The organism is Sulfitobacter sp. 1A15258 (assembly GCF_043557045.1).
GTDB lineage: Bacteria > Pseudomonadota > Alphaproteobacteria > Rhodobacterales > Rhodobacteraceae > Sulfitobacter > Sulfitobacter faviae.
In genome coordinates, this window is sequence record NZ_JBIFFK010000001.1 from 123227 (window position 1) to 148194 (window position 24968).

Annotated in this window: 26 protein-coding genes; 14 read left to right on the forward strand and 12 right to left on the reverse strand. The window is 63.4% G+C overall.

Annotation, left to right across the window (positions count from 1 at the left end; genetic code table 11):
• Nucleotides 1-17: 17 nt before the first annotated feature.
• From ACGYK9_RS00620 to hpt, 4 genes are all read right to left on the reverse strand, one after another.
• Nucleotides 18-905 carry a c-type cytochrome gene (locus ACGYK9_RS00620; protein ID WP_394407557.1) on the reverse strand — a complete coding sequence of 296 codons (888 nt, stop codon included), beginning with the start codon at nucleotides 903-905 and terminating at the stop codon, nucleotides 18-20.
• Between the two features lie 3 nt (nucleotides 906-908).
• Nucleotides 909-1388: a c-type cytochrome gene (locus tag ACGYK9_RS00625; protein ID WP_394407559.1), complete on the reverse strand. Its 480-nt coding sequence runs from the start codon at nucleotides 1386-1388 to the stop codon at nucleotides 909-911.
• A 92-nt stretch (nucleotides 1389-1480) separates the two neighbouring features.
• On the reverse strand, nucleotides 1481-1657 hold the full coding sequence (locus tag ACGYK9_RS00630; RefSeq protein WP_394422399.1) for a hypothetical protein: 177 nt from the start codon (nucleotides 1655-1657) through the stop codon (nucleotides 1481-1483).
• A complete protein-coding gene (gene hpt / locus ACGYK9_RS00635; protein WP_259944499.1) occupies nucleotides 1654-2190 on the reverse strand; it encodes a hypoxanthine phosphoribosyltransferase in 537 nt (178 codons plus the stop codon). The genes ACGYK9_RS00630 and hpt overlap by 4 nt, the downstream gene beginning before the upstream one ends.
• Before the next feature lie 69 nt (nucleotides 2191-2259).
• Between hpt and ACGYK9_RS00640 the strand changes: the two genes are divergently transcribed.
• On the forward strand, nucleotides 2260-2712 hold the full coding sequence (locus ACGYK9_RS00640; protein WP_168613460.1) for a type II toxin-antitoxin system RatA family toxin: 453 nt from the start codon (nucleotides 2260-2262) through the stop codon (nucleotides 2710-2712).
• On the opposite strand, the gene ACGYK9_RS00645 is transcribed toward ACGYK9_RS00640, so the two are convergent.
• From ACGYK9_RS00645 to ACGYK9_RS00655, 3 genes are read right to left on the reverse strand one after another with little or no spacing between them, the layout of a single operon-like run.
• Nucleotides 2709-3182: a CinA family protein gene (locus ACGYK9_RS00645; RefSeq protein WP_394407563.1), complete on the reverse strand. Its 474-nt coding sequence runs from the start codon at nucleotides 3180-3182 to the stop codon at nucleotides 2709-2711. The genes ACGYK9_RS00640 and ACGYK9_RS00645 overlap by 4 nt on opposite strands.
• Entirely contained in the window at nucleotides 3183-3674 is a 492-nt protein-coding gene (locus tag ACGYK9_RS00650; protein WP_271693649.1) for a phosphatidylglycerophosphatase A, read from the reverse strand.
• Nucleotides 3671-4801: a bifunctional 2-C-methyl-D-erythritol 4-phosphate cytidylyltransferase/2-C-methyl-D-erythritol 2,4-cyclodiphosphate synthase gene (locus ACGYK9_RS00655; RefSeq protein WP_394407565.1), complete on the reverse strand. Its 1131-nt coding sequence runs from the start codon at nucleotides 4799-4801 to the stop codon at nucleotides 3671-3673. Before ACGYK9_RS00655 ends, ACGYK9_RS00650 begins: the two co-directional genes overlap by 4 nt.
• A gap of 184 nt (nucleotides 4802-4985) precedes the next feature.
• On the opposite strand from ACGYK9_RS00655, the gene dusB reads away from it, so the two are divergent.
• The 5 genes from dusB to ACGYK9_RS00680 all read left to right on the forward strand — a co-directional run bounded on the left by dusB (nucleotide 4986) and on the right by ACGYK9_RS00680 (nucleotide 12197).
• The gene (dusB, locus tag ACGYK9_RS00660; RefSeq protein WP_394407567.1) at nucleotides 4986-5978 is read left to right on the forward strand and encodes a tRNA dihydrouridine synthase DusB; all 993 of its coding nucleotides are present in this window, start codon (nucleotides 4986-4988) and stop codon (nucleotides 5976-5978) included.
• The gene (locus ACGYK9_RS00665) at nucleotides 5975-7060 is read left to right on the forward strand and encodes a nitrogen regulation protein NR(II) (protein WP_394407569.1); all 1086 of its coding nucleotides are present in this window, start codon (nucleotides 5975-5977) and stop codon (nucleotides 7058-7060) included. Before dusB ends, ACGYK9_RS00665 begins: the two co-directional genes overlap by 4 nt.
• Before the next feature lies 1 nt (nucleotide 7061).
• Nucleotides 7062-8441: a response regulator gene (locus ACGYK9_RS00670; protein ID WP_394407571.1), complete on the forward strand. Its 1380-nt coding sequence runs from the start codon at nucleotides 7062-7064 to the stop codon at nucleotides 8439-8441.
• A gap of 95 nt (nucleotides 8442-8536) precedes the next feature.
• Nucleotides 8537-10792 carry a PAS domain-containing sensor histidine kinase gene (locus ACGYK9_RS00675; RefSeq protein ID WP_067264061.1) on the forward strand — a complete coding sequence of 752 codons (2256 nt, stop codon included), beginning with the start codon at nucleotides 8537-8539 and terminating at the stop codon, nucleotides 10790-10792.
• A complete protein-coding gene (locus ACGYK9_RS00680) occupies nucleotides 10785-12197 on the forward strand; it encodes a sigma-54-dependent transcriptional regulator (RefSeq protein WP_394407573.1) in 1413 nt (470 codons plus the stop codon). Before ACGYK9_RS00675 ends, ACGYK9_RS00680 begins: the two co-directional genes overlap by 8 nt.
• 43 nt (nucleotides 12198-12240) lie before the next feature.
• Here the strand turns inward: ACGYK9_RS00680 and ACGYK9_RS00685 are convergent, their stop codons facing one another.
• On the reverse strand, nucleotides 12241-12735 hold the full coding sequence (locus ACGYK9_RS00685) for a hypothetical protein (RefSeq protein ID WP_394407575.1): 495 nt from the start codon (nucleotides 12733-12735) through the stop codon (nucleotides 12241-12243).
• A gap of 126 nt (nucleotides 12736-12861) precedes the next feature.
• Between ACGYK9_RS00685 and trkA the strand changes: the two genes are divergently transcribed.
• From trkA to ACGYK9_RS00715, 6 genes are all read left to right on the forward strand, one after another.
• A complete protein-coding gene (trkA, locus tag ACGYK9_RS00690) occupies nucleotides 12862-14238 on the forward strand; it encodes a Trk system potassium transporter TrkA (RefSeq protein ID WP_394407577.1) in 1377 nt (458 codons plus the stop codon).
• Nucleotides 14239-14254: 16 nt separating this feature from the next.
• Nucleotides 14255-15805: a TrkH family potassium uptake protein gene (locus ACGYK9_RS00695; RefSeq protein WP_394376091.1), complete on the forward strand. Its 1551-nt coding sequence runs from the start codon at nucleotides 14255-14257 to the stop codon at nucleotides 15803-15805.
• Between the two features lie 130 nt (nucleotides 15806-15935).
• On the forward strand, nucleotides 15936-16175 hold the full coding sequence (gene hfq, locus ACGYK9_RS00700; RefSeq protein ID WP_007119530.1) for an RNA chaperone Hfq: 240 nt from the start codon (nucleotides 15936-15938) through the stop codon (nucleotides 16173-16175).
• Entirely contained in the window at nucleotides 16172-17470 is a 1299-nt protein-coding gene (gene hflX, locus ACGYK9_RS00705; protein WP_394407580.1) for a GTPase HflX, read from the forward strand. Before hfq ends, hflX begins: the two co-directional genes overlap by 4 nt.
• A 43-nt stretch (nucleotides 17471-17513) precedes the next feature.
• Nucleotides 17514-18005: a GNAT family N-acetyltransferase gene (locus tag ACGYK9_RS00710; protein WP_394408932.1), complete on the forward strand. Its 492-nt coding sequence runs from the start codon at nucleotides 17514-17516 to the stop codon at nucleotides 18003-18005.
• Nucleotides 18006-18109: 104 nt separating this feature from the next.
• Entirely contained in the window at nucleotides 18110-18511 is a 402-nt protein-coding gene (locus ACGYK9_RS00715; protein ID WP_394407582.1) for a DUF2177 family protein, read from the forward strand.
• On the opposite strand, the gene ACGYK9_RS00720 is transcribed toward ACGYK9_RS00715, so the two are convergent.
• The gene (locus ACGYK9_RS00720; protein WP_271687376.1) at nucleotides 18508-19074 is read right to left on the reverse strand and encodes a pseudouridine synthase; all 567 of its coding nucleotides are present in this window, start codon (nucleotides 19072-19074) and stop codon (nucleotides 18508-18510) included. The two genes, ACGYK9_RS00715 and ACGYK9_RS00720, sit on opposite strands and share 4 nt — an antisense overlap.
• On the reverse strand, nucleotides 19071-21539 hold the full coding sequence (locus ACGYK9_RS00725; protein WP_394407584.1) for a penicillin acylase family protein: 2469 nt from the start codon (nucleotides 21537-21539) through the stop codon (nucleotides 19071-19073). Before ACGYK9_RS00725 ends, ACGYK9_RS00720 begins: the two co-directional genes overlap by 4 nt.
• A gap of 96 nt (nucleotides 21540-21635) precedes the next feature.
• Between ACGYK9_RS00725 and ACGYK9_RS00730 the strand changes: the two genes are divergently transcribed.
• The gene (locus ACGYK9_RS00730) at nucleotides 21636-22508 is read left to right on the forward strand and encodes an NAD(P)-dependent oxidoreductase (protein WP_394407586.1); all 873 of its coding nucleotides are present in this window, start codon (nucleotides 21636-21638) and stop codon (nucleotides 22506-22508) included.
• Between the two features lie 86 nt (nucleotides 22509-22594).
• Here the strand turns inward: ACGYK9_RS00730 and ACGYK9_RS00735 are convergent, their stop codons facing one another.
• Nucleotides 22595-23161: a YSC84-related protein gene (locus ACGYK9_RS00735; RefSeq protein WP_271693665.1), complete on the reverse strand. Its 567-nt coding sequence runs from the start codon at nucleotides 23159-23161 to the stop codon at nucleotides 22595-22597.
• A gap of 126 nt (nucleotides 23162-23287) precedes the next feature.
• Nucleotides 23288-24292 (reverse strand): porphobilinogen synthase, encoded by a 1005-nt coding sequence (gene hemB, locus ACGYK9_RS00740; RefSeq protein ID WP_394407588.1) that lies wholly within the window; start codon nucleotides 24290-24292, stop codon nucleotides 23288-23290.
• Between the two features lie 119 nt (nucleotides 24293-24411).
• Here hemB and ACGYK9_RS00745 point away from each other — a divergent pair, with 119 nt between their 5' ends.
• Nucleotides 24412-24939 carry a component of SufBCD complex gene (locus tag ACGYK9_RS00745; protein ID WP_136720314.1) on the forward strand — a complete coding sequence of 176 codons (528 nt, stop codon included), beginning with the start codon at nucleotides 24412-24414 and terminating at the stop codon, nucleotides 24937-24939.
• Nucleotides 24940-24968 lie beyond the last annotated feature (29 nt).

Here is a 24968-nt window from a genome sequence, read left to right on the forward strand (position 1 = left end):
AAAAGGCGCGCCCGGCGTTAACCGCCGGGTAGGGCCTTAAGGTAGGCTGCAATCGCTTCGCGGTCGCTTTCGGGGAGCTGCGCGAGGTTGCTGACCACCTCGGCCATCTCACCGCCCGCGCTGTCGTACTCCGGCGTGAAGCCGGAGGTGAAATAGGCCACGAGATCGGGTTTGGACCAATCAAGCTGATCCGGTGTGATGCCGGGAATACGCCCCTTGCCCGAAGGGTTCGGCGCGCCGGTCAGCCAAGCCTCACGGTCGAGCGCGCCCAAGGCATTGCGCGGGGTGTGGCATTCGCCGCAATGGGCAAGCCCTTCGGCCAGATAGCGCCCGCGTTCGACCTCAGCATCAGGCGCGTTTCTCATCACGAAATCATCATGTGAAAACAGCGCCTTCCATGCGCCAAGCCCGCGGCGGATATTGAAGGGGAATCCCACCTCATGCGGCAGGCTCGGCGTATCCGAGGCGGGCAGGGTCTGCATATAGGCGAAGAGGTCCACCACATCCTGCGGGGCGAGGTGTTGATAGGCCGTGTATGGAAAGGCAGGGTAATAATGCTGCCCCTCGGGCGAGACGCCCCGCGTCACGGCACGGGCGAACTCCGGCAGGGTCCAGTCACCGATGCCCTGCTCTGGATCGGGGGAGATATTGGGCGCGTGGAAGGTGCCGAAATCACTGGCGAAGGGCAGCCCCCCGGCCAGCACCAGCCTCTCATCCTCTTCACTTTCGGGCGCGGCGTGGCAGGAAACGCAGCCGCCGGCGGCAAAGACCAGCGCGCCCGCCTCCGGGTCCGGTGTCAGCCCGGCACCATAGGAAGGCTCAAGCGGATCGGGCCGGGTGAGCGCCCAGCCAAGGGCCGCGCCGAGAGCGGCACAGCCCAGCAGTATAGGAATGACCCGTCGCAAGGATCAGTTCTTGGGGCCGCGGTAATCGTCATGGCAAGCGCCGCAAGCCTTGCCGATTGCGCCCATGCCCGCCCTCAGCGCATCCAGATCGGTGCCCGCGGCCTCGATCATATCCGCGCTGGCGGTTTCCAGCGCCATCAGCGCTTCGTTGAACCCTTCGGGGTCGCTCCAGATTTCGGCCTTGGCGCGGGAACCTTCGACGGCGCCTTGCTCGGTCCCTTCAAGCCAGAGGGTGCCCGGCGCGAAACCGGCGGCGGCGTTCAGATTGGTCGCGGCGGCGGTGGCCATCTCGGCGTTATACTCCGTCTCGCCCTTGGCCATGCCGCCCAGAATGCCTGTATGATAGGCAATCAACTGCATCTGCGCATGGCGCGCGTTCACGGCGGCGCTGGCGGCTTTCTCACTATGGCTGGCGGCGAAGCCTGCGGTGGCAATCAAGGCGGCGCTGATACCAATGGCGGTAATGCTTTTGGTCAAATGCATGGTCATCTCCCTTTTCTTGCCGCAGCGTAACATGGCAGGGGCAGGTCGCAAAAAACAAAAATGTGATCAGCGGGATAAGACTGCGGGCAGGGTCAGAACCGGCGGGGGATACGTTCGGTCGTCGCCCAGTCAGGCCAATAGCCCAGCCATTCGATAAGCCCCACGGCCAAGGCCGCGGCGATGATCGCAAAAACCAAGATCACGCGTTTGCCCGAAGGTGGATTGCGCGCCCAATGGGACATGCGCAGCAGCCACCGCGGGTCCATCACGTAAAGCGGACTTTCCCGATGAAGGGGAGGTTGCGGTCGCGTTGGGCAAAGTCGATGCCATAGCCCACAACGAATTCATCGGGGATTTCAAAGCCGGTCCAATCCGCCTTGAGGTCGACCTCACGCCGAGTGGGTTTGTCGAGCAGGGCGATGGACTTCAACCGCGCAGGCTCACGCGAGCGCAGCAGGTTGGTGACATGGTGCAGCGTGTGGCCAGTGTCGACGATATCTTCGACGACCAACACGTCGCGCCCTTCGATGGCGCCGCGCAAGTCTTTGAGAATGCGCACCTCTCGGCTGCTCTCCATGCCGTCGCCATAGCTGGAGGCTTCGAGGAAATCGACTTCGATCGGCAGGTCCAACTCGCGCACCAGATCGGCGATAAAGACGAAAGAGCCGCGCAGCAGGCCGACCACGACCAATTTATCGGTGCCGTCGAATTCACCGTGAATCTCGCGGCAGAGATCCTCGATCCGCGCCGCGATGGCCTTGGCCGAGATCATTTCGTCGATGACATAAGGCCCGTGTGCCATGGTTTTGCCCTTGAATCTGCGGGGTTGAGACGTGAAATAGGGGGTTAACCCGCAACGCTACGGAACGCAATGCCTACGCACTCAGAGACCCGCCAACTGCCCTATAGCGCGCAACAGATGTATGATCTTGTCGCCGATGTGGGCCGCTATCCCGAATTCCTGCCCTGGACCGCCGCCGCGCGCATTCGCAGCGACGAGGACCGCGGCGATCATCGGGTGATGGACGCCGATTTGGTGATCTCGTTCAAAGTCTTTCGGGAGCGGTTCACCAGCCGCGTCGTGCTGTGGCCCGAGGCCAAGAAGATCGATACGGAATATCTGGACGGGCCCTTCAAGTATATGAAATCAAACTGGCATTTCGAGGATAATCTCGAAGGCTGTCAGGTGCATTTCTTCGTCGATTTCGAATTCCGCAACGCCATCCTGCAAAAGGTCATCGGCGTGGTTTTCAATGAGGCGATGCAGCGTATCGTGCGCGCCTTTGAGAACCGCGCGAAAGAGCTTTACGGCCCCAAGGGTTAAAGCGCCGCGTAGCCTCGCAGCAAAAGGCCGAGCGCATGGTCGCGGGCGGCCAAGCGCACGGCATCACGGCCCTGCGCGCCGAACTCCACCGTTTCGGTCTGAACCCCGGCTGCCGTGGCAAGGCCGAAACAGACGCGACCCTCGGGCTTGTGCTCTGACCCGCCGGGGCCTGCGATGCCGGTGATGGAGACGGCGATCTGCGCTTCGGACCGCGCCAAAGCGCCCGCCCCCATTTCTTCGGCGACCTGCTCAGACACCGCGCCCCATTGTGTCAGCGTCTCCTCCGACACCCCCAGCATCGCCACTTTCGCAGCATTGGTATAGGTGACGAAACCCCGGTCCAGCAGCGCCGATGACCCCGGCAGATCGGTCAGCGCGGCGGCGAGCATGCCGCCGGTGCAGCTCTCCGCACAGGTGACCATCGCGCCGGTGTTGCGGGCCTTTTCCAACAGTTGCGCGGCGAGGCTCATTTACAGCACCCCGTGATAAAGTGCGGCCAGCGCCATGACGCCGAGGGCCGCGAAAACCCCGGCAAAGATATCGTCGAGCATCACCCCCCAAGGCCCGCCCAAACGGTCGGCCCAGCCGATGATCAGCGGTTTGGTGATGTCGAACAGCCGGAACAGCGCGAAGGCGGCGATCCAACCGGGCCACATGGCAAGGATCGGGATTTGCATCGACCATGCGGCATAGGACAGCGGCAAAAGCGCGATCCACTGGCCGACCAATTCATCGACCACCACCTCTCCGGGGTCATGATCCGGCCCGCCCGCAGTGTAGCGCCCGGTGGCCCACCAGCCCAAGGGAATGGCCACCAAAAGCCCGATCACCAGCAGCGGAAAGCCCCCCAACACATGCAAGAGCCAAGCATAGGGCAGGGCGATGAGCGACCCCCAAGTGCCCGGCGCGGGGCGGATGTGGCCAACGCCCAGAAGCGTCGCGATCAGATGTGCTGCACTCATGATTTCACCAATGTTGCCGTTGCCATACAGGCGATGCCTTCGCCCCGCCCGGTAAAGCCGAGGCGCTCGCTCGTGGTGGCCTTGACTGATACGCGGTCGATCTCAATCCCCAGCATCTCGGCCATCGCGGCGCGCATCGGCTGCACATGCGGGCCGATCTTCGGGGTCTCGCAAATGAGCGTGCAATCGACGTGGGTTAGGGTGAAGCCCATGTCGCGCGCCAGTTCTGCGGCATGACGCAGGAAGATATCGCTGCGCGCGCCTTTCCACTGCGGATCGCTCGGCGGGAAATGCTGGCCGATGTCGCCGCGTGCAAGCGCGCCGTAGATGGCATCGGTCACCGTGTGCAGCGCTACATCGGCGTCGGAATGGCCGACCAACCCGTGGGTATGTGGGATGTCGATGCCGCAGAGGGTCACGTGATCTCCGGGGCCGAAAGCGTGCACGTCAAATCCGTTTCCGGTGCGAATGTCCATGCGGGTCTCCAATATGCGGGCGGCGCGGGCGAAATCCTCGGGCCGGGTGATTTTCAGGTTATCGGCGCTGCCTTGGGTGATGGCAACGGTCAGGCCAGCGGCGCGGGCGACTTCGACGTCATCCGCCGCTTGGCCGTCATAAGACGCATGCGCCGCACGGATCGCGGCGAGGTCAAAGCCCTGCGGTGTCTGCGCGGCGAAAAGGGCGCTGCGGTCTTGGGTGCCGGTGACCCGGCCTTCGTGCCCCTGCCAAAGCGCGTCACTCACCGGCAGCCCCGGCGCGGCGGCTTGATGTTGGTTAAGCGCGTCGATCACGTCTAAGATGATCTGACCCGAAACGCAGGGCCGCGCGGCGTCATGGATCAGCACCTTCGTCGCCTGCCGGATCGCCGCAAGCCCACGTTGGACCGAGGCCGCGCGGTCCGCCCCGCCAGTGGTGACGGTGATGCCATCCGCCGTGAATGCCCCTGCCTGATCCATGTCATCCGCGTTCAGCACCAGCACGATTTCAGTGATCTGGGGCAGGGCGCGAAAGGCGGCGATCGTGTGGTCGATCACCCGCGCGCCCGCCAGCGCCTGCCATTGCTTCGGCTGCGGACCGCCGGCGCGACTGCCGCGACCTGCGGCAACGATCAGAGCTGCGATACTCATTTGGGCAATCCGGAAAAGCTGGCGAACATGGCCCTGTCTAGGCAATGCGGCGGCGGGGTGCAATCTGGGGTGACTGCCTAAAAAATGGGCAGCGCCTTGGCGCATAGCTGCTTTTCAGGGTAGTTTTATTGAGGTCACCCCGTGGCAGAGCTACACAGCAAGGGACCGCACAAGGATTAAGCATGTGACCGCCGCCCCGCTGACATTCGACCCACCGGTATTCCTCGCCCCGATGGCCGGGATCACCGATTTGCCCTATCGCAGCCTTGTCGCACGATTCGGGGCAGGGTTGGTCGTGTCCGAGATGGTCGCCAGCCAAGAATTGCTCAGCCGCCGCCCCGGCACACGAGAGAAGGCGGAACTGGGGCTGGATGTTGTCGGCACCTCCGTTCAGCTTGCCGGGCGCGAGGCCGAACCGATGGCCGAAGCCGCCCGCATGGTTGAGGCGATGGGCGCGCGGATCATCGACATTAACATGGGCTGCCCGGCCAAGAAGGTGACGCAGGGCGCCTCGGGCTCGGCGCTGATGAAGACGCCGGATCACGCGCTGCGGCTGATCGAGGCGGTGGTCGGCGCGGTCAAGGTACCGGTGACGCTGAAAACCCGGCTGGGCTGGGACGACAATATGCTCAACGCCGCCCCGATCGCCAAACGGGCCGAAGAAGTGGGCGTGCAGATGATCACGATCCACGGGCGCACGCGCTGTCAGTTCTACAAGGGCCGCGCCGATTGGGCCGCGATCCGGGCGGTGAAAGAGGCCGTGAATGTTCCCGTCATCGCCAATGGCGACATCATCGGCAGTGACACGGCGCGCACGGCGCTGCGGCTGTCGGGGGCGGATGGTGTGATGGTGGGCCGCGGTGCGCAAGGTCGGCCATGGCTGCTGGCGCAGATCGCCCATGATCTGCACGGACGGCCCAAGCCGATGATCCCGCAAGGTCAGGGGATGGCCGAGATGGTGGCCGAACATTACGACGAGATGCTGCGTTTCTACGGGGCCGAACTGGGTGCCAAGGTCGCGCGGAAACATCTGGGCTGGTACATGGATCACTGCGCCACCCCTGCCGATCTGCGCCGCGCGCTGCTCACGGCGCGCGAGGTGAAAACCACTTTCGATCTCATCGCGGAGGCCATGCACTATGACGCCGCCACCGCCCAACCCCGGGCCGCAGCATGAGAAGCGAGACCCCGGAGCGGCAGGTTTGGACCTCTCTGCCGGTGCCTGCTTTCATCGTCGGTGCCGATGATCAGGTCGTCGATCTGAACCCCTCTGCCGAAGGTTTCCTCAATGCCTCCGCCCGGGCCACGATCGGGCAGTCGATCTGGCAGTTGATCGCGGTGGATCACCCGCTTGAGGCCGCATTCGCCCGTGCGCGGCTGCAAGGCACGCCGCTTTTCGTCAATGACGTTGATGTGGGCGCGATGCAGCGCGCGCCCTTGCAGTGCGGCTTGCAGATCGCCCCGCTGGTGGGCGGCGCAGGCGAGATGGTCTTGATGATCACCCCGCGTGAATTGGCCGGGCGCATCACCCAAGATCACAGCGTGAAATCCGCCGCCAAATCCGCCATCGGCATGGCCGAGATGCTGGCCCATGAGATCAAGAACCCGCTCGCCGGGATCACCGGCGCGGCGCAGCTCTTGTCGATGAACCTTTCCAAGGCTGATTTGGAATTGACCGATCTGATCGTCGCCGAAAGCCGGCGCATCGTGAAACTGCTGGAGCAGGTCGAACAATTCGGCAATCTGACCGCGCCTGAGCGCAGGCCGGTGAACCTGCATGACGTGTTGGACCGCGCCCGCCGGTCGGCTCTGCTGGGCTTCGGCTCGCACATGAAAATCACCGAGGATTACGACCCCTCTCTGCCGCCCGCGCTTGGCGACAAGGACCAGCTTTTGCAGGTCTTGCTCAACCTCATTCGCAACGCGGCTGAGGCGGCGGGCGAGGCGGGGGGAACCATCCGGCTGCGCAGTTTCTATGAACACGGCTTCCAACTGCGCCGCGCCGATGGGGATGGCCAGCCGCTGCCCCTCCAGATCGAAGTGATCGACGATGGCCCCGGCCTGCCGGATCATATCCGCGCCGATGTTTTCGATCCCTTCGTCTCGGGCCGGGAGAATGGCACCGGGCTGGGCCTCGCCTTGGTGAGCAAGATCATCTCAGACCACGGGGGCTGGATTTCCGTCAGTTCCGCCCCCGGTCGAACCGCATTCCGCATTTCGCTGCCGCGCGCAGGCGCCGCTGCCCTCAAGGAGAATTGACATGGATGGCACCATCCTCGTCGCCGATGACGACCGCACGATCCGCACCGTTCTGACCCAAGCGCTGACCCGCGCGGGCTGCAAGGTGCACGCCACTTCAAGCCTGACCACCCTGATGCGATGGGTCAGCGAGGGCAAGGGCGACGCGGTGATATCTGACGTGGTCATGCCCGATGGCAACGGGTTGGAAATGCTCCCGAAAATCGCGCAGGACCGGCCCGGCCTGCCGGTGATCGTGATCTCGGCGCAGAACACGATCATGACGGCGATCAAGGCGGCAGAGGCCGAAGCCTTTGACTATCTGCCCAAACCCTTCGACCTGCCGGATCTGATGAAACGCACGGCGCGCGCCTTGGAGCAGCGCACCACGCTTAGCCGTAAAGCCGCCGCCGATGACAGTGCTGAGATCGACGCAGAGCGTGACGATCTGCCGATGATTGGCCGCACCCCGGTCATGCAGGCGCTCTACCGCACCGTAGCGCGGGTGATGAACACCGATCTGCCGGTGCTGATCTGGGGCGAGAGCGGTTCGGGCAAGTCACTGATCGCGCGGGCGATACACGACTTCTCTGATCGGCGCAGCCTGCCGTTCGTGACCGTGAGGGACGCCGATCTTGCGGATATCGAAGGCCCCTCGCGGGTGCTGGCGCGGGTCGGCGGCGGCACCCTGATGATCGACGAGATCGCGGATTTCCCGCAGAATATTCAGGCCCGTCTGGTGCGGATGATGGACGCGCCGGGCGATGACGCGCCGCGCTTCATGGCCACCAGCCAAAGCGATCTGGATGCCGCGATGCAAGAGGGCAAGCTGCGCCGCGATCTCTACTACCGTCTGTCGGGTGCCACCCTCGAAGTGCCCGCCCTGCGGGACCGGGTCGAGGATATCCCGCTTTTGGCCGACCACTTCTTGGCCCGCGCCAATCCCGGCCCTGCGTCGCCGCGCAAACTGTCGGACAAGGCCGCACAGATCCTGCTGAAATTTCCATGGCCCGGCAATGTGCGCCAGTTGGAACATGCGATGCGGCAACTCGCGCTCGCCAGTCAAGCGGCCGAGATCACGGCGAGTGAGGCCGAGCAACTGCTGGGCGCGCAAAGCGGTCCGGCACCGATGCAGACCGAGGCCGATACCGAACGGCTGGGCGCCTCGGTCGAGCGGCATTTGCAACGCTACTTTGACTTGCACGGCTCCATGCTGCCGCCGCCGGGTCTCTACGCGCGGATTCTGCGTGAGGTTGAACTGCCGATGATCGAAATCGCCCTTGCCGCGACGGCGGGGAATCAGGCGAAATGTGCCGCTTTGCTGGGAATTAACCGAAATACTTTGCGCAAGAAGATCACCGACCTCGATATTGAGGTGACACGGGGCCGTAAGATGATGTAAAAGAGCCACATAACAGTGGCCATCGGGGAACTCCCCCGTTCAGGACCACATAATATGGCGGTTGATGCAGCGATGCATCACAACATCGGTGAGGTATGCGGGTGGCAACCCGGTCACGCAGGTTCAAGCTCGAGCGGTTGGGGCGTCTCAGGCGGGTCAAGCGGCTGCGCAATTGGTCCACCTTCGGGCTGGTGGTGCTGGGGCCGGTCTTGGCGCTGGCAACCTATCTGGCGCTCGGGCCGCTAGGGCAGGGGGCGGATACGCTCAACCTGCGGCTCATTCTCTTGTCCGACCTCGTCTATGTGCTGCTGGTGGCGGCGCTGGTGCTTATCCAAGTCGGGCGGCTGATCTCGGCGCGCCGCGCCAAATCGGCGGGCTCACGGTTGCACCTGCGGTTGACGGGTGTCTTTGCACTGATGGCGCTGATCCCTACGGTTACAGTGGCGATTTTCGCGGGGCTCACGGTGAATGTTGGGCTCGAAGGCTGGTTCTCTGACCGGGTCAGCGGCGTGGTTGGCTCGTCGCTCGCGGCGGCAGAGGCTTACGAGGCCGAGCAGCGCGAGGCGCTGATCTTGGACGCGCAGACCCTTGCCCGTAGCATCGACAGCGCCCGGGCACAGGGCATCAATCTGAGCGACAGTGAGCTTTTGGGCGAGGGCCAGCGCCAGATCCAACGGGGCCTGCGCGAAGCCTTTCTGATCGACAGCACCGCGCAGATCCGGGCGCGGGGGGATCGGTCCTATCTCTTTGATTTCGAGGCCCCCACCGAGGCGCAGCTGGAAACCGCCAGCGAAGAGGGGCTTTTGGTCATCGAGGACTGGCCCAACAATGAATTCCGCGCGCTGGTGCCGATGGACGCCTATGTCGATCGTTTCCTCTATGTCTCCCGCGCGGTGGATGGTGAAATTTTGGCGCTGCTGGATGAAACCAAGGAGACGGTGCGCCTCTACCAACAGCTTGAATCCGAACGCGGGCGGCTGCTGTTTGAATTCGCCCTTGTCTATCTGGGCTTCGCGGTGATCCTGATTTTGGCCGCCGTTTGGCTGGGCCTGTGGTTCGCCGAACGGCTTTCCGGCCCGGTTGGGCGGCTCACGGGGGCCGCGCAGCAGGTGGGCGCGGGCGATTTGAACGTGCAGGTCCGCGAAGAAGAAGGTGATGACGAGATCGCCATGCTGGGCCGTTACTTCAACCAGATGACCCGGCAGTTGAAGGGCCAGCGTGAGACGCTGTTGGAGAATACCGACCAGATCGAACGCCGCCGCCGCCTGTTCGATTCCGTGCTAAGTTCGGTGACCTCGGGCGTGGTGGGGCTGGACCCCGAGGGGCGCGTGACCTTCGTGAACCGCTCGGCCATGCGGTTGCTGGATTGGTCCGAAGATCAGCAAAGCCTGCCGCTAACCCTTGCGGTGCCGGAGTTCGGCCCGCTGTTCGAGACGGTCAAGGCCGCCTCGGACGAGGTGGCGCAGGCCGAGGTTAAGGTCTCGCGCCAAGGGGCGATGGAGAACCTCTTGGTCCGCATGGCGACCCGCCGGTCCAAGGATGGCGATCTTGAGGGCTATGTGGTGGCCTTTGACGATGTGACCGATCTGGTCTCGGCGCAGCGCATGGCCGCATGGGGTGACGTCGCACGCCGCATCGCGCATGAGATTAAGAACCCGCTGACGCCCATCCAGCTGAGTGCCGAGCGCATTCGCCGCAAGTTCGGCCCCAAGATGGCCGAGGGCGATGATGACGCGCTGGAGCAGATGACCGGCGTGATTATTCGCCAGACGGGTGACCTGCGGCGCATCGTGGATGAATTCTCGAAATTCGCGCGGATGCCGGAGCCGGAAACCAGCCGTCAGGACATCCGGCAGTTGCTGCGCGACGCGGTGCTGCTTCAGCAAAGCCGTCAGGAAGAGGTGGCGATCAAACTCGACCTGCCCGCAGAGCCGGTGATGGCCAATATCGACGGCACGATGATTTCGCAGGCGCTGACCAATTTGATCAAGAACGCGGGCGAAGCCATTGAAAGCCTGAAGAAAGAGGGTGCGCCCGAAGGGCACGCGCCGCAGATCCGCGTGACGCTCACGCCCGAGAACCGGCTTTTGCGGCTGACCATTGCCGACAATGGCATCGGCCTGCCCGAAGACCGCGCCCGGCTGTTCGAGCCCTATGTGACCACGCGCAGCGAAGGCACGGGGCTTGGCCTGCCGATCGTCAAAAAGATTATCGAGGAACACGGCGGCAGCCTGACGCTCGAAACCGCGCCCGCATTCGACGGGCAAGACCATCACGGTGCCATGGCAGTCATTTCGCTGCCCTTGGCCATCGACGCAACGACAGACCAAGGGGATAAGGCAGATGAGTGACATTCTGATTGTAGACGACGAACGCGACATCCGTGAGTTGATCTCGGACATCCTTGAGGATGAGGGCTTTGCTACGCGATTGGCCAGCAATTCGGATGAGACGATGGCCGAGATCAACACCGAGGCACCGGCCCTGATCATCCTCGACATCTGGTTGAAAGACAGCCGCATGGACGGGATCGACATCCTCAAGACGGTCAAGCGCGACAACCCGGATGTGCCGGTGGTGATCATCTCGGGCCATGGCAATATCGAGATTGCCGTGGCCGCGATCAAACAGGGGGCTTACGATTTTATTGAAAAGCCGTTCAATATTGATCAACTGCTGGTGGTAATCCGCCGCGCGATGGAAACCTCGCGCCTGCGCCGGGAGAACCAGAACCTAAAGCGCCGCGATGTGGCGACCTCCGAGATGATCGGCACCTCCGCGCCTTATCGCGCTCTGCTGGGGCAGCTTGACAAGGTGACCAAATCCAATGGCCGGGTGATGCTGACCGGCCCCGCAGGGTCGGGTAAAGAAGTGGCCGCGCGCTATATTCATGCCCATTCGGCCCGCGCCTCGGCGCCCTTCGTCACCGTCAACTGTGCCGGGGTGGCGCCGGATCGGATGGAAGAGGTGCTCTTTGGCCGCGAGACGCCGGACCGCGGGGTCGAGCCGGGGTTGTTGGAGCAGGCCCACGGCGGGGTGATCTATTTCGATGAGGTGGCGGACATGCCGCTTGGCACCCAATCCAAGATCCTGCGGGTGCTGGTGGATCAACAGTTCACCCGCGTCGGCGGCACGGACAAGGTCCGCGTTGATTTGCGGGTGATCTCTTCGACGAACCGCGATCTGGATCAGGCGATCAAGGCTGATACCTTCCGGCAGGAACTCTATCACCGTCTGAACGTCGTGCCGATCGCCGTGCCCTCGCTTGAAGAGCGCCGCGAGGATATCCCGCTGCTGGCCGAACATTTCATCGCGGAATTCAACGCCTCCCAAGGGCTGCCGCAGCGCGCGCTGACCGAAGACGCCGTGGCGCTGATGCAGACGATGGTTTGGCCCGGCAACGTGCGCCAGCTGAAGAACCTTGTCGAACGGGTGCTGATCCTTGGCGATGGCACCGGCCCGATCGAAGCGCGGGAACTGCCGGGCGAGGAAGAGAACGGCGGCGATGAGGGACGCGTGGTTCTCTCAGGCGCCTTGGCGACGCTGCCGCTGCGCGAAGCGCGCGAGGCGTTTGAGCGGGAGTATCTGCTGACCCAGATCAACCGTTTCGGCGGCAACATCAGCCGCACCGCGAATTTCGTGGGGATGGAGCGCAGCGCCCTGCACCGCAAGCTGAAATCGCTTGGCGTCGTGACCTCGGCCAAAGCGGGCGTGCGCGTGGCCCATGTGGACGAGGAAGTCGAAGCGGCGGGTTAAACCCCGCCGGTTGCGCGCGGGGGCTGCCCCGCCCGCGCTTGCGTCACCCTTGGGTGACGATCTGGAATGACCCATCGCTGTTGCGGATCACGCAGGACTTGGGGTTGAGCGCGGGCAGCGTGGTCGTCGCGCGTGTCGGTGCGGCGCGGGCCACATTGCGGGGGCAGGCGGGGATCGACACGGGCGCGAAACCTTTGTCGGCCATACATTGCGCCTCGACCCGGTTGCGCAGGTCTTCGTTCGGGTCAAAGGTCACCAATTCCCCCGGTACATAAAAACCGCCCCGTGTGGTGCAATTGTTGTCGGCATCGCAGTGGCGGCGCGCAGGCACATAGCGTGGCGGTTCGCGGCGGATTTGCGTTGAGATCGGCACGTCGCGCAGGGCCTGAACCTCGCAAGCGGTGGTGGCGCGGTTGACCTGCGCGACACTCGCGCCCGGTTTGTAATAGGTGTTGAGCGGCGCACAGGCCGCCGCGGCCAAGCCGACAAAGGTCAGGGCGACAGCGGCGCGGGAGGGGCGGGGAGATATCGGTTTCATGGCCCCATCATGCCGCCGTTGCGGGGCAAAGACAATTGATTTGACCCTTGCCAACCCATCTGTCATGCCCTCTAACCGACCCAAGACAACCCTCACACGATCTTTGCTCAGGGTAAGGAAGCCTTCATGAAAATCATCATTTGCGGCGCAGGGCAGGTGGGGTGGCAGATTGCCCGTCACCTCAGCGGAGAGCGCAACGATGTGACCGTGGTCGACAGCAATGCCGAATTGATCCGCCGCGCCACCGATACGCTGGATGTGCAGGGCATCGCCGGTTTCGCGAGCTACCCTGACGTGCTGGACCGTGCAGGCGCGCGGGACGCCGAGATGATCATCGCCGCGACCCATTCGGACGAGGTCAATATGGTGACCTGTCAGGTCGCGCATTCGGTCTTTGGCATCAATCGCAAAATCGCGCGGCTGCGCAGCCAATCCTATCTCGATGCGATTTACTCCGACCTTTACCGCCGCGATCACATGCCGATCGACGTGGTGATTTCCCCCGAGAAGGAGGTCGCGACCGCCGCGCTCCAACGGCTCAGCGCGCCCGCCGCTTTCGATACCGAGATCTTCATGGAGGGGCAGGCCCAGCTTTTGGGCATTTCGATCGACAGCGATTGTCCGGTGGTGAACACGCCGTTGCGGCAGCTCACCGATCTCTTCTCGACCCTGCGCGCAGTCGTCGTGGGCGTGCGCCGCGATGGCACGCTGTTCGCGCCCGAGGCGAAGGATCAGCTTTTCGTCGGCGATGACTGCTACGTCTTTTCGCATCACGACGACATCGCCCGCACGATGGAGATTTTCGGCAAACAAACCACCAAGCAAGAGCGCGTCGTCCTGGTGGGCGGTGGCAATGTCGGCCTGACCGTGGCGCAGCACCTTGAGGTCGGGCCGCTGCGCGTGCGCACCAAGATGATTGAGAAAAACCGCAAATGCGCCGAACGCGCCGCCGAAGGGCTTGAGCGAACGATCGTGTTGAACGGCGACGGGCTTGATGCGGCGCTGTTGGCCGAAGCCGGGATCAGCCGCGCCGATGCGATGCTGGCGGTGACGGATGACGACAAAACCAACATGTTGTCTTGTGTGCGTGCCAAGGCCGAGGGCTGCCCCTATGTCATCGCGCTGATCAACGATCCGACGCTGGTGCCGCTGATGACCCACCTTGGCATCGACGCCTATATCAATCCGCGCGCCACGACGGTCAGTTCGATCCTGCGCCACATCCGCCATGGGCGGGTGCGGGCGGTCTATTCCATCGGCGATGCCGAGGCCGAGGTGATTGAGGCCGAAGTGCTGTCAACCTCGCCCCTTGCGGGCAAGAAAGTCTCGGAAATCGACTTCCCCGAAGGGGTTTTGATCGGCATGCTGCGCAAAGAAGGCAAGGTCATTCGCCCCTTGGGCAGCACGCGGATCGACGAAGGCGATGTGGTCGCCCTCTTCGCTCTGGCAGAGGATGTGCCGCGGGTCGAACAGCTTTTGCAGGTCTCGATCGACTTTTTCTAAGCGCAGGAGCGCCTTTGTGACGCAACCGACCCGCATAGGCCCGACCGGCATCCGCCGGGAGATCGTGCAGCTGCCGCTGTTCTTGCAGCTGTTCGGCGTCTCGGCCCTGTCGATGATCCTGCCGTCGATCCACGGGCTGGTGATGAACGATCATCTGGCCAGCCGCGCCTTTCTCTATGCGGGGCTTTTGGGGCTTGTGGCCTTCACGCTCATCGCCATCGCCCATGCCGGGCGCAAACCTTTGGACGGGGCGCTTGGGCCGCTTTTGTCGCTGCTCTCGGCCTTTGTGTTGCTGCCGGTCTTCTTTGCGGTGCCTTTTCTTGAGGCGCTGCCGACGACGCGTTTCGTGAATGTTTATTTCGAGATGGTCAGCGCCCTGACCACCACCGGGGCCACCATGTTCAACCCCGAACGGCTGAGCGACACGCTGCACCTGTGGCGCGCGCAGGTCGGCTGGATGGGCGGGCTGCTGATGTGGGTCACGGCCTCGGCCATTCTGGCCCCGCTGCATTTGGGGGGCTTCGAGGTCACGGCGCAGGCCGAGCCGGGGCGGCCCGACGACCGGATCAACACGCGGATGGGCCGGATCACCCCGCGCCAACGGCTGCTGCGCACCACCCAAGCGCTGTTGCCGATCTACTTCGGGCTGACGCTCCTGCTGTGGCTCTTGCTGGTCATCGGCGGGGAGACGGCCTTGGTGGCGCTTTGCCATGCCATGTCGGTCATGGCGACCTCGGGCATCTCGCCCATCGGCGGGGTGGCCGAAGCGCAGGTCGGCGTGACGGGCGAGGCGGTGATGATGCTCTTCATGCTCTTCGCCCTGTCGCGGCTGACCTTTTCCAAGGATACCGTCACCGCGACCCAAGGCGGGCTGATGACCGACCCTGAGTTTCGCATCGGTCTTTTGGTGGTGATCGGCGTGCCGCTGCTGCTGTTCGCGCGCCATTGGATCGGCGCTTTTGAGGTTGAGGTTGAGGTCGACGGCACCCGGGCCTTGCACGCGCTTTGGGGCGGGCTGTTCACGGTGCTGTCCTTCCTGTCGACCACCGGTTTCGTCTCTGAGCATTGGGCCGATGCGCAGAATTGGTCGGGGCTGCGCACGCCGGGGCTGGTGCTCATGGGGCTTGCGCTGATCGGCGGCGGGGTGGCCACCACGGCGGGCGGGGTGAAACTGCTGCGGGTCTTCGCGCTTTACCAAAACGGCGTGCGCGAGATGGACCGGCTGGTCTATCCCAATTCTGTCAGCGGCGCGGGGGCAGCCGGGCGGCGCTTGCAAAGCAACGGGGCTTTCATCGCTTGGATTTTCTTCATGCTCTTCGCCATGTCGCTGGCGGGGGTGACCCTGCTGCTGACCCTGACCGGCGCGTCCTTCGATGCGGCGGTGGTCATGTCGGTGGCCACGCTCTCCACCACGGGGCCGCTGATCGAACATGCCGCCGACAAGCCCATCCACCTGATCGAACTGGGATTGGCGGCCAAAGTCATCCTGAGCGGTGCCATGGTGCTGGGGCGGCTGGAAACCTTAGCGATTATTGCGCTGATGACTCCGAATTTGTGGCGCGCTTGACACGTTTAGCGCTAGAACCGTCCTAGTCCTCTGATATTGGGGCTGGAAACTCACGCTTTCGCACTCCATACTTGAGGCAATGGGGGGGTCCGGTACGCGGACGCCAGCAAGAACAAAAGGCGAGACTACGATGGCGTCAGACAGACAGAACCTTCAGGATGCGTTCCTTAACCACGTTCGCAAGACCAAAGTACCGGTGACAATTTTCCTGATCAATGGCGTCAAATTGCAGGGTGTGATCACCTGGTTTGACAACTTCTGCGTTCTGCTGCGCCGCGACGGTCAATCGCAACTTGTGTACAAACACGCGATTTCGACCATCATGCCGAGCCAGCCGATCAGCCTATATGAGGGCGAAGACGCTTCTTGAGCCGTCCAGCATTTCAGATCGACAACAGCGACGGGCCCCGCGTGACGCGCGCTTGGGTGTTGCATCCTGATATCAAGTCCGACAACGACCGGCGCGCGCCCGAGCCCGCGCTGGCCGAAGCCGTGGCATTGGCCGAGGCGCTGCCCGAGTTGCAGGTCGTCGGCTCCGAAGTCGTGCCTCTGCGCACGGTCCATGCGGGTATGCTGTTCGGCAAGGGCAAGATCGAAGAGCTCGAGCAGCGCATGAAGGGGGCAGAGGTCGACCTCGTGCTAGTGGATGGCCCCGTGACCCCGGTGCAGCAGCGCAATCTTGAGAAGGCTTGGGGGGTCAAATTGCTCGACCGGACCGGGCTGATTCTCGAAATCTTCAGCGACCGTGCGGCGACCCGCGAGGGGGTGCTTCAGGTTGAGATGGCCGCGCTGAACTATCAGCGTACGCGGCTTGTCCGCGCATGGACCCACCTTGAGCGGCAGCGCGGCGGTTTGGGCTTTGTCGGTGGTCCGGGCGAGACCCAGATCGAAGCGGACCGCCGTGCCATCGACGACCAATTGGTGCGCCTGCGCCGCCAGTTGGAAAAGGTCGTGAAAACCCGCGCATTGCACCGTGCCGCACGGGCCAAGGTGCCGTTCCCGATCGTGGCGCTTGTGGGCTATACCAACGCCGGGAAATCCACGCTTTTCAACCGTTTGACCGGGGCCGAGGTTATGGCCAAAGACATGCTCTTTGCCACGCTCGACCCGACCATGCGCAGCCTCGTGCTGTCCGACGGGCCAGAGATCATTCTCAGCGATACGGTGGGTTTCATCAGCGATCTGCCCACGGAACTCGTCGCCGCCTTCCGCGCCACGCTGGAAGAGGTTTTGGCCGCCGATATCATCTGCCATGTGCGCGATGTCTCCCACGCCGAGACCGAGGAGCAGGCGCAGAACGTGCGCGATATTCTCGCCTCTCTCGGCGTCCCGAAAGAGACCCGCAGTTTCGAGGTATGGAACAAGCTCGACCTGCTGCCCGAAGACCGGGCCGAGGCCATGCGCGCCCGTGCCGCGCGCAACGATGATGTGCTGGCGATCTCGGCCATCACCGGCGAGGGGCTGGAGACGCTGCAAGAAACCATCGCCGAGGCGCTGCAAGGTGCGGTGCGCGAGGCTGTGCTGACCCTCGGTTTCGCCGACGGCAAGAAACGCGCCTGGCTGTTCGCGCAGGACGTGGTCGAGGGCGAGCGTCAGACCGACGACGGGTTCGAGATCACCGTGCGCTGGTCCGCGCGGCAAGAGGCGGAATTCCAGCAAATTTGACGGGTTGAGCGCAGGTGCTGCAGGGCCGGGTGGACCAGTGAAGATGCAGATTCGAAAACTCCACGCCAGTGATGCCGCGGGGTTTCATGCGCTCAGGCTCGAAGGACTACGCGCATGCCCCGAAGCCTTTGGCGCGTCCTTTGAGGAGGAATCCCGCCTGTCAGTTGCCGATGTGGCAAAGCGGCTAGCGGCAGGTTGCGTTTTCGGAGCCTTCAGTGATGCCGGCCGTCTTGAGGGCGTCGTTGGTCTTGCGCAGTCTCAGACATCGAAGACCCGGCATATCGCGACAATCTGGGGTATGTATGTTCGACCTGAAGCGCGCGGAGGCGGGCTGGCGGGGGCATTGATGGAGGCGGCTATGGCGGAGGCTGATGGCACCTGCACCTCGATCCGCCTCTCTGTTGTTTCCACGAACCAAGCCGCGCTGTGTCTCTACAAGCGGATGGGGTTCACCCCTTGGGCCGTAGATAGAGAAGCGCTTTTAGTGGATGGCGGTTACTATGACGAGATTTTGATGCGGCGGTCGCGCCCCTAAACATCGCCGAAAGGTGCGGCGCATTTGCGATATTCGCCGCTAATCGCTCGAATTCCGCGCCCCGCGCCGCATATGGTCCTATGACCAGAAACGGAGCGCGCCACATGACCCTCGTTATCCTCTACCTCTCAACCGTCGTCATCTTCCTCGGGCTGGATTATCTCGGGCTGACCTATCTCATCAAACCTGCGTTCGAGCGTGATATCGGCAATTGGCTGTTGGATGAATTCCGCATGGCCCCGGCGCTGATCTTCTACGCCTTCTTCGTGGCGGTGGTGCTGTGGTTCGTCTCTTGGCCCGCGATGGTGGAGGATCATTCGCTGCTCTGGGTCTTTGGCAATGCGTTGCTGATCGGGGCGATGGGCTATGGCACCTATGAGTTCACCAATTTGGCGACGCTCAAGGATTGGACATGGGCCATGGTCGCGCGCGACTTCACTTGGGGCTCGGTCCTGACCGGGACGGCGGCGACGGCGGGTGTGGCGATCACCCGCGCCTTTACCTAACGGCCTGTCTCGGTCGACCAGCGCCATGCGCCGGGTTGCAGCCCGGCAAGCGTCCAGTCACCCACGCTTTCGCGGATCAGCCGCAGCGTGGGCAAGCCGACATGGGCTGTCATGCGCCGCACTTGCCGGTTGCGCCCCTCGCGGATGGTGATGCGCAGCCAAGCATCGGGCACCGTCTTGCGAAAGCGCACCGGCGGGTCGCGGGGCCAAAGCGGATCGGGCGCGTCGATCTGATCCACTTGGGCGGGTTTCGTCAGACCGTCCTTCAGTTCGACACCTTTGCGCAGCGCGTCGAGCGCCGCGGCATCCGGCGTGCCTTCGACCTGCACCAGATAGCTCTTGGGCCGTTTGTATTTGGGATGCGCGATGCGGGCCTGAAGCGGGCCGTGGTCTGTCAGCACCAAAAGCCCTTCGCTGTCACGGTCGAGCCGCCCTGCGGGATAAAAACCCTTTTCATCGACATAGGCCGAGAGGGTGGGCCGTGTGCTGCCTTCGGTGCCTTTGTCGGTGAATTGCGACAGCACGCCATAGGGTTTGTTCAAGAGGATCACGCGGGCGGTCATTGGGCAGGCTCCAATCGGGTCACGCCCACGGCGGCGGCGCGGGCCAATTCGGCGTCCAGCGACATCGGGATATATTCGCCCCGCCGCCAGAGTTGCGCCATATCATCGTAATGCCGCGACAGGAAATGCCCCGATTGGCCGGTGGAGGTGACAAAGACCGAACTGTCGGGATCGGCAAAATCGTAAACGCCGCGATAGCCCGCGCCGTGCACGTTATAAAACGGGTCTTTGCCCGTGCCGCGTGTCAGCCCGCGTTGCAGGGTGTTGTCCCCGCCCGAGGTCGACTGGCGGATGTTCACGAAGTAGCGCAAAAGCGGCACGTCGCCCAGCACGGGGTGGTCATGAGTCGCCTGATGCGCGTCGCCCCAGCGGAGCGATTCAAGCTGCGTGCCCCATGTCTCGTTGATCCACAACAGCGCGTCGTCGAGCGCCAGCCGCGCCATGTCGTGGCAGGTCTCCACCGGGGCGGATTGGCGCACGTCGCACCATTTCGCGGCGCCCTGCACATCGCGAAAGGCGCGTTCGATGAAGAGCGGCTGGATATGGGTGAACTCCTCGGCCAGCGGTCCCAATTCGTCGCGGATCAGCCGGTCCTGCAAGGCGCGGATCCACGCGGCATAGATCAACGGCTCGGGCAGGTGTTCGTTCATCTCACCCGACCAACCGGCGAGCAGGTCGAGCGCGCGCTGGCGCTGGCGCTCCGGCGTGCCGTCGGGGGCGGCCTCTCCGGTGAACCACAGCTCGGCGCCGATGAGCGGCAGCAGCGATCGGGCCGTGGGGCTGACGGTATCAAGCTGCGCTTCGATGAAACTGTCGCGTGTGTGCACCTCGCGGTTCTGCATCAGCCGTTGCCAGCGCTGCACCCGCTGCGTGTCGCCCCAGACAAAGGAGACATGGTTGGGGAAGGGGCGGTCGACCGTCTTGTTGTTGGTATTGCCAAGGATGCCGCCTGCGGGGGCGATGAACTCAGGGTTCGCGGTATAGGGCAGCATCCCGTCCCAGCGGTTGGCGGCGATCCAACCGGGGCTGGGCATGCGCCCTTCGCTTTGGTGATTGGCATCACGGCGCGGCATGGCGCCAATGGTCTTCATCGCGATGGTGTCGCGGTCGACTAGCGTCAGGTTCTGCGCAGGCGCCACATAGTCGGTCGCCGCATTGATCGCCTGCTGCACCGATTTCGCGCGCATCACTTTCATCGCGGCGGCAAGTGAGGTGTCCTCTTCGGTAAAGAGCGTTGAGGCGACAGAGGCCACATGCCCCGGCGGGGTGATGCTGCCAAGGTTGTAGTGGCTGCCGGGCAGCACCGGGCCATTGTCGGTCCAGCGCAGGGTGACGGTGATCGGGTCGGCATCGGCGATATTGATGATCGACGCGCGTTTGCGGAACTTCTTGAACCCGTCCGGGGTGCGGTATTCCTCGGCGTTGTCGGGGTTCAGCTCTTCGATATAGACGTCTTGATCGTCGACATAGGCGGTGGTCAGCCCCCAGCCCAGATCGGCGCTGCGGCCCGTAAGCACCACCGGCATCCCCGGAATGGTGCCACCGATTACGCCGCCGGTCTCAAGCTCCAACCGTGCGAGATACCAGATCGCGGGGGCGGTGAAGCCCAAATGCGGGTCATTGGCCAAAAGCGTGCCCCCCGCGGCAGAGCGCGAGGGCGCCGCGGCCCAAGCGTTGGAAGCCCCGGCGAAGGCTTGTCGTTTGAAGGGCGACAGCGGGTGGCGCGCCATCGGCGCTGCGGCAGCGTGGCGGCGGCTGACCTCGGGGAAGAGGGCGGCATATTCGGGCAGGGCGGCGACCCCGCTGCCCGGCGCTTCGGGCAGGATATCGCGCAGACGGTCCGGATCGCTCAACTCCAAGGATACGCGCGCGCGCAGCACCTCGGCCTCCAGATGGCCCGACATTTGCAGGCCCATGAGCTTGGTGATCGCGAGTGAATCTGCCGGCCGCCACGGGGCCATGGGCGCATTGAAAAGCCACATCTCAGGCGCACCGCGGCCCAAGGCTTCGGTGTTGATCTGGTCGAGACGCGCGTTGATCCCGGCGGAATAAGCCTCAAGCGCCGCTTCGGTTTCGGGGTCGAGCTTATCCGCCGCCGCCACGGCAAGGCGGTAGATGTCATAGCGCCGCATCAGCTTGTCGGTGGTGATCGTGGCGGTGCCGAAGACCTCGGACAGCCGCCCCTGCGCGGTGCGGCGCAGGGTGATCAATTGCCACAGCCGGTCTTGGGCATGGGCGAAACCGAGGCCGAAAAAGACATCCTCATCGCTCTGCCCGAAGATATGCGGCACGTTGGCATTGTCGCGCACGATCTCGACCGGGGCGCTGACGCCCGCGACCTCGACCGTATCGTCATAGTCGGGCAGAGACCGCGCGGCGAACCAATAGACCAGCACCAAAACCACGACGCTCAGCGCGACGAGAAACACCGCCAATCGGATAAGCCAGCGAAACATCAATGCCATCGGGGGATCCTCGACTGGCGCGCAGATTGACCGGAGCGCGCAGGGTGGTAGGTGTAATGACAGGGAATAACGCAACTGAATGACAAGGAAAAGCACATGGCAAAGCTCGCGTTTTTGGGACTGGGGGTCATGGGGGCTCCGATGGCGGGGCATCTGCAAAAGGCGGGCCACGATGTGACCGTCTACAACCGCACCGAAGCCAAGGCAGACGACTGGGTGAAAACCTATGGCGGCGCCATGGCCAAGACCCCGCGTGCGGCGGCAAAGGATGCGGATTTCGTGATCGCCTGCGTGGGCAATGACGACGATCTGCGCTCAGTCTGTTTGGGGGAAGACGGGGCCTTTGGCGGCATGACGGCAGGGGCGATCTTTGTTGATCACACCACCGTTTCGGCGGCCGTGACGCGTGAGCTTTATGCCGCCGCCGATGAGGCGCAGGTGAGCTTTGTCGACGCGCCGATCTCAGGCGGTCAGGCGGGCGCGGAAAACGGTCAATTGTCGATCATGTGTGGCGGCGACGAAGGCGCTTTTGACCGGGCGCTGCCGATCATGGAAGTCTACGCGAAAATTTGCCGCCGCATTGGCGACAGCGGCGCGGGCCAGATGACCAAGATGTGCAACCAGATCGCCATCGCCGGTCTGGTGCAGGGCCTGTCTGAGGCGCTGCATTTCGCCGAGAAGGCGGGGCTTGATGGCCGCGCGGTGGTCGAGGTGATTAGCCAAGGCGCGGCAGGCTCATGGCAGATGGAAAACCGCTATGAGACCATGCTCGACGACAAGTTCGATCACGGCTTTGCAGTGGATTGGATGCGCAAGGATTTGGGCATCTGTCTCGATGCGGCGGATGAGACGGGGGCGAGCCTGCCGGTGACCGCGCTGGTCGATCAGTTCTACAAGGACGTGCAGAAGATGGGCGGCGGGCGTTGGGATACGTCGAGCCTGTTTAAGCGGTTGCAGAACCTCGGGTGACCCGCGACGGGCAGCTTTGCCCATTGCCCCAGACAAAAACGCCCGGCTTAAAGCCGGGCGTTCGCTTTCCGCAGGCGCGGGTGCCCTTAGGGAATGATCCGCGTGTATTTCGTGCCTTCCAGCGTCGCGCCGATGCGCAGGCCCGCGCGGCCAAAGACCGCCGCCAGAACGGGGGCCATGACAGTGGTGGTGTCGGCGCTGACGCTGTCGCCCTTGTCGGAGATCACATATTCCAGACCGGCCCCAGCCGCCCAACCGGGCGAGCTGCGGAATTCGCGCAATGCAGGCTCGGTCATGAAGAACAGCACATGCGCATATTGCTGCGCGCCGATCTGCAAGCCGCCCGAGGCTTTGGTCACCGAATAATAGTCCACCGTCACGTCGTTCACGCGCAGCGCGCCGCGCCCATAGGCACCGCCAAAGCCGAGGCCCGCTTCCGTCACCAGCGGCATGACCAACATGCCATTGGCCTTTTCGGCCAATTGCCGGGTGTTGGGATAGCCGCGGTACATCTCGGCCAATGTCGCGTCCACGCGTGCGTCGATCATCGCGCTGCCGCGTCCGCCCACGCCATTGCCGCAGGCTGCGGTCGCGCCGAGCGCCGAGAGGGCGCCCAATGTCACGAAGCGCCGGTTATATGTCTGATTGGTCATCTTTTCTGCCTGTATATTCAAGATCGGTTGCCTGCTGCCGGTTTTCCCGACTTATGCGCGAGATTACGCATAATCACGCGGCTTGTCATGTTGATTGGCCCCTTTGCGCAGATTTACGCCCTTAGGTCACGCGCTTTTGAGCAAAAGCCGGGCGACCTCGGGGGCAAAATAGGTCAGCACGCCGTCGCAGCCCGCGCGTTTGAAGGCCAGAAGGCTCTCCATCATCGCGCGTTCGCCGTCGATCCAACCTTGGTCTGCCGCGCCCTTGATCATGCTGTATTCGCCCGAGACCTGATAGGCGAAGGTTGGCGCGCCAAAGGCGTCTTTGACCCGACGGCAGATATCAAGGTAGGGCATCCCCGGCTTCACCATGACCATATCCGCCCCTTCCGAGAGGTCGCGTGCCACCAGCCGCAGAGCCTCATCGCTGTTGGCGGGATCCATCTGATAGGTCTTCTTGTCGCCGGTCAGGGCCGCAGAGGCACCAACCGCGTCGCGGAAGGGGCCGTAGAAGGCGCTGGCGTATTTGGCGGCGTAGCTCAGGATCATCACATCTTGATGCCGGGCCTCTTCGAGACCTGCGCGGATCGCGCCGATGCGCCCGTCCATCATATCCGAAGGGCCGATGATATCCGCCCCTGCTTCGGCCTGCGCCAGCGCCATCTTGACCAGCGCCTCGACCGTGCGGTCATTCACGATGATGCCGTCTTCGACGAAACCGTCATGGCCGTTGATGTTATAGGTATCGAGCGCCACATCGGTCATCACCACCATCTCCGGCACCGCCTCTTTGATCGTGGCGATGGCGCGGTTGGTGGCGTTCTGCGGATCCCATGCGCGGGCGCAATCCTCGGTCCGGTCCTCAGGTCCGGTATAGGGGAAGACGCAGACCGTGCCGATGCCCAGATCCGCCGCCGCGCGCACCGCCGGGACCAGCATGTCGACCGAGCGGCGCATGACACCGGGCATCGAGGGGATCGGCTCTTCCACGCCTTCGCCTTCGCGCACGAAAACCGGCCAGATCAGATCGCCCAATTGCAGGTCATTCTCGCGCACCAACGCGCGGATACCGGCATTGGCACGGGTGCGGCGCAGGCGTGTGGCGGGGAAGGGGGCGTGGACGGGTTGCATCAATTATACCTCAGAATGGCTCGGCACGGGCTTGCCATGTATTTTTGAACGCCTCAACCCTATGAATTGTCGCGCCGGACCGCTAAGAGATCCGAACTCAATATTCGGACGAGCACGCCTTGGACTGGTATCAAACCCTTTTCGAAATGATCGACATGCGCTCTTTCTCGAACCTTTGGTTCTGGATCGCGCTGGCTGTGATGTGGTCAACGGCAAGCCACTGGGTGCTCGGCGTGCCCTTCGACATGGTCCTGCGCGCCCGCCGCTATGGCGGAGAGGCCGAGGCCGATCTGGAAGACATCGTGCGGATCAACGTGAACCGAATGCTCTATATCTCGCAGGTCTCGGGGCTGTGGCTTTTGGGGCTGGGGTTCTTCGCGCTGACCTCTCTGGTGCTCCTGGGGTTCGTCTATGGGATCGAATTCGCCCAAGCCTTGCTGCTCTTGGGTTTTCCCATGTCGCTGGTGGGGCTTTTGAGCCTGTCGACGGCGCGGCTCATTCGCATCGAAGGTTCAACCGGCGAGGTGTTGCGGCGGCGCTTGATGCGGCACCGGCTTTACACCCAGATCATCGGCATGGTCTCGATCTTCGTGACCGCGCTTTGGGGAATGTATCAAAATCTAAGCATCGGCCCGCTGGCGGGTTGACAGCCCCCCTCCGAGGGCCAATTGAGACC